The following is a 13,144-nucleotide window of genomic DNA, read 5'->3' as shown; positions in this document are numbered from 1 at the left end:
TGATACGGATGATAGCGACAAATTTTGACAAAATGATGTGTAAACACACATTTTGTTCCTGCTAGCGGCATATCATGATGCTAAGGTTAAAATACCATTGTTTAATGTTTAGATCGTTATTCCGTTATATGCATTATTTAAATGACAAAGCGTATAACAAAAAGGCTCCATGGGAGCCTTTGAGATAAAATCGATGCTAAGCACTGGGCTTACTTGTGCTCTACCGCGAGATAGTTAATGAGGTCGATAAGCTCACCAAGGGTGCGCATTTCGCTGAGGTTAACGGAGTATTTATCGTTAACGATAAAGGTTGGCACGCTTTGAATGCGGAACTCCCGTTGCTGGGCACGCCATAGGGCTATTTTCTCATTTACCGCTTTGCTGTCGGCGATTTCATCATATTTGCTGATGTCGATGCCTTTGTCGGCAAAGACTTTTTTGATATCGGCGCGGTTGTTGATTTCTGGTTTGTCGTGGGCGCTATGATCGTGGTCATGACCATGTCCGTTGGCCCCCTCATCACCCTGAATGGCAGCAAACATCGCGTGGATCATCTTATCTTGTACTTTTAGATCTTGGATCACTGCCAGCGAACGCATCACTTCGGTGCCGATATCGCTGTTCATAAAGTCAACATGCTTGCTGTCGAAGCTTACTTCTGGCTTTAGGTTTGCCTTAATATCGCCAAGATATTGCGTCTCCATGTTGAAGCAGTTGTGGCAATAAAAAGAGTAGAACTCGGTCAGTTTGGGTTCTGCGCTGGGGGCTTTTTCAGATACCGTAGTGAAATGTTTACCTTCAACAAATTGTGCAGCAAAACTGCTTAATGGCGCGACGGCTAAGGTGAGCGCTAATGCGATATGTTTAATCATAGAGTCCTCTAGTGACAGCTGCGCTGTGCAAAAGTGTTAAGCGTAAAAACAGAATTGTTTTTAGCATAATAGCGAAAGCTTAAGCATGACTGAACTGGCGCTAAGAAACAGCGCCTACAGTGTGAGCTAAGTTGTATATTGAGGTGATTTTTTATAACTTTACGCGCAAAGTTTGCCAAGCCTCACAAACCTGTCGAAATTTGGCCGCATCGCCGCCTTCGCGGTCCGGATGCCATATGAGTGCTAACTTACGCCACTGTTTTCGCACCATTTTGTCTGTGGCACTGTCATCGAGTTCAAATACCCGTAACGCCTGACTCTTGTGCATAAGATTGGGGTTAGCGCCTATGTATTGTTCATAACGATTCCAAAATGACTCTAACATCTCCTGGATAATGTTTGGGCAGGTGTCGTAGTTACGCCAATCCATATAGTAATCCCGTAACGCATCGGCTTCAGATAACTGTTGGTTGAGATCGCTAGGGATGATCCTGAAAATTTGGATCTCCATCGATTTTACTTGCAGCCAGCTACCCGGAAGTAGCATCTGTTGTAGTTCAAACAGCGCATTCATTAGTAAGAAGTTTTGTTTAAACAGGGCTTTTTGGGCATTCTCATCTAGGTTCTGCAACAGGCCTTTTTGCTGCAGTTCTGCGGCAAGGTGATGTACTTTCCAGCTGTGATTTGAACTCTGGAGTAGCGAAAGTAGTGGCCAAATAAGGGGGTTGTCGCCTTTGATTGAGAACATGGAGCCTGCGGCGCTCTCATCATCGATCTGAGCTTTCATCAGAGAAGGTTTTGCTGGCAACATAGGTTTAGTCATCCGTGATTGGCGATGATTTCTACTATGGCAATAGCATAAAAAGAACGCAAGCCTTAAATCCTAGGCTCATCGCTATACTTTGGGCGTGATAAGGCTAAGGTACTATTGATGTTGAAATTATCACGGGGTAAAAATGTTGTTCAGTGTTAGCTAGTTTACGTTATCGTTTTCTTCATCTTTGATGCCCTAGTGCAAGGATAACTCGGGCTATTTACCCTGTCGCATAACCCGCTAATATCCAATTTAGTTTAAGTTCAGGTTAGTTAATTTTACGGGATTAATCCCGTCATTAGGGGCAAAATCGATTAGCATAATAAATGACCTCAAAATAACACTGGCAATCATCTAAAAATACACAAAACACTGTGGTTTTTGCGTGTTAATTTACTGACAATTAAGGTAAATCGTGCTTAAATTTGTCAGAGTGTAGTTGTCGATGCTTTAAGGTCGCTAGGTGTTTTTTCGGTGAAAATTATATAGAGGGAATTATTGTGAATAGATCGAAACGTGTATTAATTAGCGGAGCCTTAGCGGTAGGATTTATTTCACCCTCTGTTCAAGCTTTAGATTGGCGCTTAGGCATTGGCGGCCATGATTATTATGTAGATGAGGCTGATTCGCATACCTTTGGTGCCCAAGTTCATCTTTCGCTCGAACATATGACCCAAAGCGATATCTTGCTCTCGGGTAAGCTCAACATTTACATCGATAATGATGTGGATGAACTCGATCCCGATCATATTCCTATTTGGTTTAGCTCGGAATATGCTGCTGAAGGTGAGCTATTTCAACTTTCGCCTTCGAGTTCCATTAACTGGGATGTCACTGTCGGTGGTAAGCGTAATACCGTGAGTTCCGTTGAGAAACAATTAAAACTCTTTCCTACCATAAGCTATCAATATCAAACAGATCCCTTCTCGGCTGAGTTAAAAGTCGGCCCGGGCTATTACTTCTTAGAAATTGATGATGACGTACCGCGTATGCGGGGCTATGACAGAGAAGATTTTCAAAATAAAACCGGGGCTTATACCATTGCAGCCAATACGCATTTTGATCTCGGCACTTCGTTTGATTTAGGTCTATCACTGCAACATTGGAACGATGGAAGTGCTTGGCTTGAGAATGAAGCTGAAGTGACCCTCAGATACGACGCTCATGAATGGCGTGATGACAGTTTGTTGATTGTGAGCCTTAAATATACCGAATATAACTTAGAGCCCTATGCCAGAGGGGTGACCGATGATCCTGATTATCTGCCTATCTTGCCATGGAATAAGGACCTACTGGTGCAGGTCTCATTTAACATGCCATGGTAATAATGTTTAACTTAGATGGTCTATGGCTTGGGATGATGTATTGGGAGTTAGCTTTGCTTTTGAGATCGTGAGCTTTGATTAGGTGTGTTAAGGAGGCGGATTGTCTATCGATTTCATAGCGGAGCAACGCTTAAAAATTGCCACTATTAATCTATTTAATTTTATTGCGCCTCCCGCTGCATATTATGATTTTATTAATATCTATTCCGAAGAGCAGTGGCAGAAAAAGTGTGATTGGATCACGCGCTATGTGTTGACCCATCAGCCTGACGTTGTCGGTTTTCAAGAGGTATTTTCCATCGATGCGCTGCGCACCTTAATGCTCGATGCTGGCTACCCCTATTTTGCGGTCGTTGATCAACCAGAGGTGATCGATGATTTTATCTATCGAAGTCCAGTGGTGGCGTTAGCGTCTAAGCATCCTATCGTCGATATCATGCCCTGTAAGCTAGAGTCTAAGTTAGCGGCGCTGATGGGATTGAGTGATAGTTTTCAATTTAGCCGCACGCCATTACGGGCGACACTTGCGTTACCCTACATAGGTTTGTGTGATTGTTATGTGGTGCATTTCAAGTCTAAACGTGGGCAGTTTGGTGTCGAGCAAGGGCTTGAGTCTCTTGGGGGCGTCGTCACTGAGATGCAATCTAGCTTTGCGATTGAGGCCGCGGCCAAATGGAGTGCAGCCATTGTCAGAGGCAGTGAGGCCTATTTGCTTAGATATGCCATTGCCAAACGCCGAGCCGAAACACAGCATGCCGTGGTGTTGATGGGGGATTTTAATGACAGCCTTAATGATGGCGTGTTGGTGGGTCTTACCTTAGATGATACTCGGTTATTATCGAGCTTCTCGGATAAAGACTTCCAAGAGTATCGCTTGCAAGATGCTTATCAACTCTTTGAAGACTCTCACTATTGCCCCGCAGCGGTTGCAAGACCTGCCACCCATTATCATCAAAACCAAGGGGCAGTGATCGATTATATTTTGTTATCCAGCGAGTTCGATCCACATAATGATCAATGTCTTGCTGAGGTCGAACACTATCATACCTATGATCGTCATTTGATTAATCCTGAGTATGCCCGAGACAGCCACAGTACAGATCATGCGCCTGTGATGATCACTTTAAGAGTGAGACAGTAATTTATATTTGATTTGTTGAGTTAAAATCGGCGTCGAACGTGAAGTTAGAGTAGTCGAAAGCCTTAATGGAAATCTGATGATGGTGTAAGGAGCGGAGATGTCTGGGAAAATTACTCAGAGTAATAACTTTATTTATACCGCGCTGGCGCTCATTGCTTTACTGATCAGCGCCTCTTTGGTTAATGTGATGCCCGAGGGAATACTCGAGTATATTATCGAGGGCTTCACCCTATTGACATTTGGGGTGTGTATATTGAGTTTACGCTTTGACAAGGCGTGGACCCGTTTTATGGTGAGTATCATCATCTGCTGGCTTGCTGCCACGCTACTTTATCGTCTATTTGCTATCGAAATGCTCGATTACCTGATACTCGTTTTGATGATGGTATTTTTTTGGGGAACGTTTCGGTCGATTGCGCGGCAAATTTTATTTGTTGGTGATGTTGATACCAATAAAGTTATTGGCTCTATCGTCTTGTTTCTGTTGATTGGGTTAATTTGGTCCATAATCTATATTTTAATTATTGTTGTATCTCCTCAAGCATTTAACGGCGTTGATGGAGGGCCTTGGAGGCATAATCTCTCACAACTGACCTATTTTAGTTTTGTCACATTAACTACCTTAGGTTACGGTGATATTAGCCCTCGAACACCATTTGCTCAGGTGATGGTTTATATGGAGGCGATTGCTGGTGTATTTTACATGGCAATTGTCGTTGCAAGTTTAGTCAGTGCGGGTTTATCGCAAACTAAAAATAGTAGGGAATGAGTCATGGATAATCAGGAGCTAGGTGCACAAAAAATTTTTTGTTAGCAATATGATGGAATCGGCAATTCGCATTGGATTGTTGTTCATTTTAATTGTATGGACATACGATATTGTTAGGCCCTTTGTCATTCCTGTCTTATGGGGCGCGATCATCGCTGTGGCGTTAATGCCATTAACTCACCGTCTCGAACGTGCCTTTAAAGGGCGTAGGGGATTAGCGGCAGTAGTATTGACTTTGCTGGGGATAATGCTGTTAGTTCCCCCAGTTGTTGTGTCGGGTTCAATTTTTGATGGTGTGGCACGTACCATTGAGGTGTTGCAAAGCGGAGATATTAGTATTGCTGGCCCAACTATCGGCGACCATATTTAGTATATGGGTTTTAGTCGTTGGTTTATCTGATAATTTTCTTAAACCCTTGTTGATGGGACGTGATGTCGATGTGCCTATGCCTGTTATTCTTATTGGCGCTATTGGTGGTATGTTGACGGCTGGGAGCATAGGTCTGTTCTTGGGCGCGGTGATCTTGGCTATTTGGTATGAGCTGTTTATTACCTGGTTAGGCAATGGAGAGGTCGCTGAGCAAGAGGGGATTTTAGCCGGCGACAGCCAAGAGACTGGCGGCAAGTGAGAGGCTGGTGAGTTGCTTTTATCTAGTGGTCGCACTCACCTAAAAGGTATACTCATTTTAATCTAAATCCTTAACGCTGGCATGAGTGTTAATGCAGAGGTAGTCAATGTTAGATGCTATTTGCCGGATAGATGATCTTCCTCAAATCACCTATTCGGTGTTTAAGTTCCAAACCCTAGATGAAGCGGAAATTGAGCGGCTACGCCAGCATCTATATTGTCCTGTATGTGATGGTAAAGCCTATTTCAGGAAAGCCTCAAGCGATGGTAAAGTGGCCTGCTTTGGCTCTCGTTATCACCAGCTTGACTGCAGAGAGTTTAAGCCCTCTTTGAGCCGTCAACGAGAGGAACTAGATGCGGTTGAGGTGAATCAGCTTATTGTCGATAGCGAAGCCTTGATAATCGATTTTGCTAAAGCGCCAAGGCAACGCAGCGCTGCGAATAAACGTTATAAAACAACGGATACTAAGGATAAAATCGAAGAGTGTCAGTCTGATACGCCTGCCTCGAGCAAGCCTATTAAGACTGAAGTTAATGAGACTCCACCTACCTATAAGGCGAGTGAAGACACGCCCATTCCAGCCCCCAAAATTGGCAGCGAAGGCTTAGAGAAACTACTGCATAGTTTACTGCGTGGTAGTGATTTAGCGACATCAGATCTGTGGGTGTACACAGATGAAAAATATCGTTGGCGAGCCAAAAATCTATTTGTCAATTTTAGTGAGGCTGAGCCTACTGACAATGGCGCGCCGCGCATGTATTGGGGGACGATTTCCCATAGTGACAAAGCCTTGCTTTGGCTCAATCCTGCCGATTGCAAAGATGTCGGTATTCCTATCGATGGCTTTAAAACCGAATTGCAGCAGCGTTTTGGGGTCAACTCTCGTCGAGATCTCGAAGGGGCTGGCATTATCATTTTTGGCAAATGTTTTTGGAATAAGGAGAAAACGCGCAAAATTATTCAGCTATGGAATCGCGACATTAGCAGAATGCATATCTCAATTGCCGAAGAGGAGTGAGCTGCTCAGATTTTGACGCTTGATCGGTTCGCTCATATTCAACGTATCTATTTATAGGTCAGCTATAATTCAGCCAAATAAGTGACTTAGTTCATTCAAGCTTATTTTGGTACGACTTATGCTGCATATATTCTGGTTGTGTGAATCCAGTTTCTATGACGTTTTACGTCAATAGAATGAGGAGCTGAATATGAAAACCTGTAATGTATCTGAGCTAGGCTTTGTGGTGAATCAGGCCTTGTATCTTGATTGTGAGGCGTATCGTCAACGTATCGACTATATTCGAAAGTTGCAGCAACAGCGTCGTTGTTATTGCGAGCAGCAAATCTGCCCCCACACTCGTCGGGAGCAAACCGCGCAAGGGTGAGAAGCGATAAGCTTTATTGTTTTTTTCTGTGAGCGCTTGAGGGTTTAAGGCTCAGCAACATTTTATTGCCAAATTGATACAAGCCTAAGCCTCCGAGCACTAAGCCTGCGCCAACCATGAGCGCATCTGTTATTGCCTCTCCATTTAGCACTGCGCCCAAGCCCATGGCAAACACAGGCGTTATCAGAGTCACTAATGCCACTGTGCTAGCATTAAGGTGCTGTAAAATATAAAAATAAGCAATAAATCCGATTAACGAACCAAATAGGCCTAAATAGATAATGGCCGCCATTGAGCGTATTGACCAAGTATCGATTGGAACCGTGCTATCAAATAGCAGCCAGGCTAATGCAAATAGCGGCGTCGAAAATAGCAGGGCGCCCACGGTACTCGCGATAGGGTGAATGGCGATGTTTACCGTCTTAATCAGCACTCCACTTAGGCTAAATAAAAATACGGCACATAAGATAAGCACTAAGCCTATCCAGCTGTCGCTTGCAAGCGAGAGTTTTGCCGAGCAAACGACACCTAAACCTGTGAATGCGACCACCAATGCGATGATCTTCATCCGACTGAATTTAGGTTCATTAAGTAATTTCTGTGCCAAGAGCCCTGAAAGCAAAGGCGATAGCCCGAAAATGAGCGACATGGTGCCCGAGGGCAGATAGCGTGCGGCAAAATAACTAAGCAGCATGCCGCCGACAATGCCGATTGAAGAGAAGCCGTAGAGCTTAAATGCCGTTCTGTTCCAAGGTAGGCGGATGTTGGAGAACAAGATGATCACAGAGCCAATCACTAGTGCTATGACCATTCGCAGCAGAACCGCCATGGTTGGATGTACCGACTCGCTACTCCACACGATACCCAGTGGCGTAGTAGACCAGATCAACACCACAGCCAAAAATGAGATAGGGACTAATTTGGGGAGAATCGGTTGAGATGACATAGACAACTGCGCCCTTATGACTGCAACTAACGCATTTAACTGATTAAGCAAAGAGTGATGAAGGCTGATTTTGACTGAGTTTAGCTTTTATTGCTATGGGATAATGCTGGTGGATTGAAATTAGTTTTAATTAATGAAGCGTTAGGCTGTTTGAACCTATCAAGCCTAAAAAGTCAAAAGGGGCAACGCCCTTCAGCATCTGCCCCTTTTGTTGTTTGCGGTTGTATGAACCTTTGCCTTTTCTTGGCTTCTCAGTGCGCATTCTAAATAACTCACTGGTAACGATAGCCTTTAGGGCGTTGTCTTTAATGATGCCTCGACCACTCTCGTGGGGGATGGCATCGCTCTTATTGCGATGTTTACTCATAGGAGATCCTCTTTTGTTACCTATCTATTTAACTTATCCATTGCATCGACGAGTGAGCCTGTTAACGCGACTTATCTTTGCTGAGATCGCCGAACAGTACGCCGCTTTTGGTGATAAATCAATCAAAAAATGAGCGAAAATCGCATTTTTTGTATCAATATCGCTTTGAATTTGAGATAGGTGGGTTTTAGTGTCGATGCAGAGGTTGTTGATAATAAGCAGGCGTTATGACACATAATAAAGTTCTGTTTCTGTTTCTGTTTCTGTTTCTGTTTCTGTTTCTGTTTCTGTTTCTGTTGTTTTTTGCTATTTCAATCAGAGATTGGGAAAGAGCGCTATCAGAGACCAGCCTTTACTAGTCGTGAGCGTGATGCTCCGATGAAGGGGGAAGTGGGCGTTGAGCACTGAAAGCACTACTAATTTAATAGTCATTTCAACATGGATTGTTATAGTGCTATTAAGTTTATAAAGGAGTGGCAATAGATGAATATGATAACTCAATCAATGACAGTGTTGGGGCTGCTGTTTCTTTCCGGTTGCGGTTTTATCGGTAGCGATAAGGCGCAAATAGAGCAGGCTTGGCTCGATAAAGATCAACAACTTAAAACCATTGTCGATGAGATCCGCACTCAAGGCATTGATGTTGTGGCTAAGGGGGCGAAAGCGGGTTCTCTGTCTCAATGCGTCGCGATGACATTAGCTAATGATCCCTTAGGCCATCTTGTCGGTGTCGAGGGGGCATTAGCTGAATCGGCAAAAATTACCGAGCTCATGGGCGACCTTCAAGGGGCGATGGAGCAAGAGTTTAGTCTGGCTCAGCTCATCTCACTGTTGCAGCAAGGTGCTGATTTAGCAGCGTATGCGTCAGTATTGGTCGATCAGCAAGGCTTAGAGCAAGCCCTGCAGAGTGTCGAACAGTTGGCCCGTTCTGGTGGTGCGTTTGCGAGTGAAGATCTCGGTGGCCACTTTCGTCAAATACTACTCGATTGCCGAGAGGCTCCTTAATCCTCAATTTCGTGACGATAGGGAATCGAACGCTGGGCACCTTCTCGGGTGACAGTCAGTGAAGCGGCTTGGTGGGCAAACTTTACTGCGCTAACCATATCCTTACCTTCACTCAATGCAACCATTAGTGCGCCGTTAAAGGTATCGCCCGCCGCCACAGTGTCGATAGGCTTGACCTCAACCGTGGGGATGATACCACTAAAACCCTCGCAACTTAGCAGCGCCCCCTGCTGACCTAAGGTAATAATCACCGTCTTGGGGCCGAATTGATGTAGCATCTGCGCGGCAAATTTAGCACTGTCTTCGTCGGTGACTTCGATTCCCGTTAGCGCTTCGGCCTCGGTCTCATTGGGCGTGATAATATCGACTAAACGAAATAGCTCTTTGCCTACCACTGTGGCTGGTGCAGGATTGAGAATGGTGGTTACACCATGCTCTTTTGCTATGGCTAAGGCGGAAACAATGGTGACTACAGGATTTTCTAGCTGCACTAAAAGATAGTCAGCATCAAAAATAAGCTGGCGATGTTTTTCGAGTGTTTTAGGGGTCAGAGATGCGTTTGCTCCCGCCGATATTCCAATCATATTTTCGCCATTATTAGCGACAAAAATCATCGCCGTTCCTGTTGCGAAATCCGATTGTTTGCTTACCCCATCAGACTCAATACCATCACTAAGCCAAGAGTTCGCCATCGCTTCACCAATGGCGTCATTACCAAGGTGGCAAATAAAATCGACCCGAGTGTTGGAGTTTCGTAGGCGAGCAACAGCGACAGCCTGATTAGCTCCTTTACCGCCATGTTCGAGACGGTAGTTTTGGCTTAATAAGGTTTGGCCCGCGCAGGGTAGATATTCCACGTTCATTACATGATCGGCATTAGCGCTGCCCAAAATAAGAAGTCTAGTCATGGTTTCCTCGTCCCAAGTAGGAGGGTTTTCCTCCTACTCGTTAGGTGACTTATTGGTTATAAGCGGTTAAACACTCAACGATAAGATCTACAAACCCTTCTCGGTCGATATCAAATAACACCGTTGCATTACTGGGTTTATCTGTGAGTAGATAACGGTCGACTAGTGTCATACCTTGGGTATGTTCGCCTTTGGTTTCTACCGCTACCCAACAATCTTGTGCGGTAAAGAGTTCAGGTTTGAGTAACCAAGCGATAGTGCATGGATCGTGCAGGGGAGCACCAGTAAAGCCCCATTTAGGATCTCTATGATAGATCATGAAAAAGTCTAGCAGCTCGGCAACGCATTGGGCAACGGGATTTGGAATTTGTCGAATACGTTCAATATCCTCATCCATGATCTGCGCTTGATGGGTCACATCTAAGCCACACATAGTAATAGGGATGCCAGATTTAAACACCATATCGGCAGCTTCAGGATCGACGAAGATGTTGAATTCTGCCGCTGGGGTCCAATTGCCGACGCCTGCCGCACCGCCCATCAGGACTATGCGCTCAATCTTATGGTGTAGTTCAGGATAATTAGCAATAAATAGTGCGATGTTAGTAAGAGGTCCCGACGGAATAAGCGTTACAGGTTCGCTACTTTGGCTCACTTTTTGTGCGATCAGTTCTATGGCATTTTGCTTGACAGCCGTAAAAGCAGGATCGGGTAGTTTGGGGCCATCGAGACCGCTTTCACCATGAACATTGTCGGCAATGATGAGTTCGCGCGCTAAGGGTTTTATTGCGCCGCCAGCAACAGGAATATCCGAACGATTAAGTAATGTCAGGATGCGCAGCGCATTATTGAGGGTCTTATCTGGGGTCTGATTCCCCGCACTTGTAGTTACCGCCAATGGATTGAGCTGAGTGCTGCTCAGCGCCAAGATGAGGGAAATCGCGTCATCATGGCCAGGATCACAATCAAGAATAATAGGCCGAGCAGATGCACTCGGTTTGATAACCGCGGTTGGATGTACTGAGGGGGTTGAATTTGTCATTGTCATACTCCATTGATTGACTCCTGAGGCAGATTAACACGCTATTTGTGATTGTCATCTCTATCATCGCAAATTGTGATTAAAGGCGCTTAGGGACTAGCGAACTTGCTGTTTTCTAACTTTTAACATTCCAGCGATCCAACATTCCTGCTTTCTCGCTTTTAAATATCCCAACTCTAACCTTCTCCCATTTAGATAAGCAGATTAGATGAATAACCAAGGCATTCGCGTGGTGATTGATTGTTCATTTAACACTTACTTATATTCTTGTTTTTCAATTGCTTAACTTTGGTTGTGTTTGGTGGGAAAATATTTTTTTATCCAAATAAATATTTATTATTGACTCAGCTTGCTTTGAGGATTATTTTGCCGCCGATGTTTTAACTAAGGTGCACAAAAAGGCATTGATCTCCAGCTTGGGATCGGTGGTATGTCCATAATAAAGCAGCAATTAAGCGTTGTTGAAAATTTATTCAATCACGCCTAGTGAAATTAGTTTGCCATATTGGCTCAATTTAAGAAGGACCTTAAGCCATGTCTGAACCGACAGCCTTAAGTCTTATCCCACCTGTGGTGGTTTTGGTGTTAGCTATTTGGTTACGCCGTCCAATTCTCTCATTAATCATTGGTGCGTTAGTCGGTCTCGTGATGTTTGAACCCGACCAAGTGCTAACCAATTTCTCTGATATTTCATTATCCGTGATGGCCGATGAAACCATTGGCTGGCTTATCTTAGTATGTGGCGGCTTCGGTGCATTGATTGCGCTGTTGGTGAAAACCGGTGGCTCGATGGCATTTGGTCGTCACGCCTTGAAATTTGCTAAAGGACCTAAATCATCACTGTTTATGACCTTTATCCTTGGTGTCGTGATCTTTATCGACGACTACCTCAATGCGTTGACCGTTGGTTCAACTATGAAGCGAGTCACCGACAAGTTTAAGGTGTCTCGTGAGATGCTGGCGTATGTTGTTGACTCTACAGCGGCGCCTATCTGTGTGATAGTACCGCTCTCAACTTGGGCGGTATTTTTCGGTGGTCTGCTGGTCGACAACGGTATCGCGGCAGAAGGGCAAGGTATTGCTGTTTATATGTCAGCGATCCCTTATATGATCTACGCTTGGCTTGCCGTGCTTATGGTGCTGTTGGTTATCTTAGGGATTGTGCCAGCATTTGGCCCGATGAAGAAAGCCCAGCTCGCCGCGGCCCAGGGGGAACCCGCTTTGAAGCAAGGTAATCCTGAAGAGGTGCAAACTCCTGATGATTATGGTGTTAAGGCGATTGAAGATGAGTTTAAGCATGCTGATAATTTAGGTAAATTGCATAACTTCTTCGTGCCTATCTTGTTGCTGGTGGGTTTTACCCTCTATTTCGATATCGATGTGCTTAAGGGCTTGATTGCCACATTGGCGATCACTATGCCTTACTATGCTGTGCAGCGCCTAATGCCACTATCAGAGATGATGGAGCAGATGCTCGATGGTTTTAAGTCTATGCTGCCTGCCATCGGCACGGTTATCGCCGCTTTTGTATTTAAAGATGTGTGTGACAAGTTGATGCTGCCACAGTATGTGATAGGTAATCTCAGCCCCTATATGACGCCACAGCTCTTGCCTGCAATCGTGTTCTTAACTATGTCGATATTGGCATTTGCGACGGGATCGAGCTGGGGCATCTTTGCGGTTTCCATTCCGATTGTAATGCCACTTGCTCAGGCGGTTGATGCCAATATTCCGTTAGTGATTGGCGCACTGTTATCGGCATCATCATTTGGTAGTCAGGCGTGTTTCTATTCCGACTCCACCGTGCTGGCCGCCCAAGGCTCAGATTGTAATCTTGTCAGCCATGCCGTGACTCAGCTTCCCTATGCTCTGATTGCTGCTGGGGTTGCGTTTGTTGGTTTCCTCATTCTGGCGTAGAAACCGCAAGCATAAAAAAAGGGA

The 13,144-nt window shown here is 44.8% G+C and carries 15 protein-coding genes; 9 read left to right on the top strand and 6 right to left on the bottom strand.

Annotated features, from left to right (window positions below; genetic code table 11):
• Window positions 1-209: 209 nt before the first annotated feature.
• A complete protein-coding gene (locus tag K0I73_RS15440; RefSeq protein WP_220061945.1) occupies window positions 210-872 on the bottom strand; it encodes a thiol:disulfide interchange protein DsbA/DsbL in 663 nt (220 codons plus the stop codon).
• A 151-nt stretch (window positions 873-1,023) separates the two neighbouring features.
• Window positions 1,024-1,683, bottom strand: coding sequence for a DNA-J related domain-containing protein (locus K0I73_RS15435; RefSeq protein WP_220061944.1), 660 nt, complete (start codon window positions 1,681-1,683; stop codon window positions 1,024-1,026).
• 503 nt (window positions 1,684-2,186) lie between these two features.
• Here K0I73_RS15435 and K0I73_RS15430 point away from each other — a divergent pair.
• The 7 genes from K0I73_RS15430 (at window position 2,187) to K0I73_RS15405 (ending at window position 6,935) form a co-directional block, all read left to right on the top strand.
• Window positions 2,187-3,011 (top strand): hypothetical protein, encoded by an 825-nt coding sequence (locus K0I73_RS15430; RefSeq protein WP_220061943.1) that lies wholly within the window; start codon window positions 2,187-2,189, stop codon window positions 3,009-3,011.
• A gap of 100 nt (window positions 3,012-3,111) precedes the next feature.
• Window positions 3,112-4,152, top strand: a complete 1,041-nt coding sequence (locus K0I73_RS15425; RefSeq protein WP_220061942.1) for an endonuclease/exonuclease/phosphatase family protein — start codon at window positions 3,112-3,114, stop codon at window positions 4,150-4,152.
• A gap of 97 nt (window positions 4,153-4,249) precedes the next feature.
• The gene (locus tag K0I73_RS15420; protein ID WP_220061941.1) at window positions 4,250-4,921 is read left to right on the top strand and encodes a potassium channel family protein; all 672 of its coding nucleotides are present in this window, start codon (window positions 4,250-4,252) and stop codon (window positions 4,919-4,921) included.
• 22 nt (window positions 4,922-4,943) lie between these two features.
• Window positions 4,944-5,291 (top strand): AI-2E family transporter, encoded by a 348-nt coding sequence (locus tag K0I73_RS19190; RefSeq protein WP_258405209.1) that lies wholly within the window; start codon window positions 4,944-4,946, stop codon window positions 5,289-5,291.
• Window positions 5,260-5,550, top strand: a complete 291-nt coding sequence (locus K0I73_RS19185; protein WP_258405208.1) for an AI-2E family transporter — start codon at window positions 5,260-5,262, stop codon at window positions 5,548-5,550. Before K0I73_RS19190 ends, K0I73_RS19185 begins: the two co-directional genes overlap by 32 nt.
• A 106-nt stretch (window positions 5,551-5,656) precedes the next feature.
• Window positions 5,657-6,568 carry a hypothetical protein gene (locus K0I73_RS15410; RefSeq protein WP_220061940.1) on the top strand — a complete coding sequence of 304 codons (912 nt, stop codon included), beginning with the start codon at window positions 5,657-5,659 and terminating at the stop codon, window positions 6,566-6,568.
• A gap of 190 nt (window positions 6,569-6,758) precedes the next feature.
• Window positions 6,759-6,935: a hypothetical protein gene (locus K0I73_RS15405; RefSeq protein WP_220061939.1), complete on the top strand. Its 177-nt coding sequence runs from the start codon at window positions 6,759-6,761 to the stop codon at window positions 6,933-6,935.
• A gap of 13 nt (window positions 6,936-6,948) precedes the next feature.
• Here the strand turns inward: K0I73_RS15405 and K0I73_RS15400 are convergent, their stop codons facing one another.
• Both K0I73_RS15400 and K0I73_RS15395 read right to left on the bottom strand, forming a co-directional pair.
• Window positions 6,949-7,881: a DMT family transporter gene (locus K0I73_RS15400; RefSeq protein WP_220061938.1), complete on the bottom strand. Its 933-nt coding sequence runs from the start codon at window positions 7,879-7,881 to the stop codon at window positions 6,949-6,951.
• 130 nt (window positions 7,882-8,011) lie between these two features.
• Window positions 8,012-8,248 (bottom strand): ribosome alternative rescue factor ArfA, encoded by a 237-nt coding sequence (locus K0I73_RS15395; RefSeq protein ID WP_220061937.1) that lies wholly within the window; start codon window positions 8,246-8,248, stop codon window positions 8,012-8,014.
• 483 nt (window positions 8,249-8,731) lie between these two features.
• Here K0I73_RS15395 and K0I73_RS15390 point away from each other — a divergent pair, with 483 nt between their 5' ends.
• Window positions 8,732-9,253, top strand: coding sequence for a hypothetical protein (locus K0I73_RS15390; protein ID WP_258405207.1), 522 nt, complete (start codon window positions 8,732-8,734; stop codon window positions 9,251-9,253).
• On the opposite strand, the gene rbsK is transcribed toward K0I73_RS15390, so the two are convergent.
• Both rbsK and rihA read right to left on the bottom strand, forming a co-directional pair.
• Window positions 9,250-10,161, bottom strand: a complete 912-nt coding sequence (rbsK, locus tag K0I73_RS15385; RefSeq protein ID WP_220061936.1) for a ribokinase — start codon at window positions 10,159-10,161, stop codon at window positions 9,250-9,252. The two genes, K0I73_RS15390 and rbsK, sit on opposite strands and share 4 nt — an antisense overlap.
• A 49-nt stretch (window positions 10,162-10,210) precedes the next feature.
• A complete protein-coding gene (rihA, locus tag K0I73_RS15380; RefSeq protein ID WP_220061935.1) occupies window positions 10,211-11,203 on the bottom strand; it encodes a pyrimidine-specific ribonucleoside hydrolase RihA in 993 nt (330 codons plus the stop codon).
• A 534-nt stretch (window positions 11,204-11,737) separates the two neighbouring features.
• Between rihA and K0I73_RS15375 the strand changes: the two genes are divergently transcribed.
• Window positions 11,738-13,120, top strand: a complete 1,383-nt coding sequence (locus K0I73_RS15375; RefSeq protein ID WP_220061934.1) for a Na+/H+ antiporter NhaC family protein — start codon at window positions 11,738-11,740, stop codon at window positions 13,118-13,120.
• Window positions 13,121-13,144: the final 24 nt, after the last annotated feature.

It is taken from the genome of Shewanella mesophila (genome assembly GCF_019457515.1).
Classification (GTDB): Bacteria; Pseudomonadota; Gammaproteobacteria; order Enterobacterales; family Shewanellaceae; genus Shewanella; species Shewanella mesophila.
Note: the sequence above shows the minus strand (reverse complement) of the source record. Positions and strands in the feature narration are given on the sequence as shown.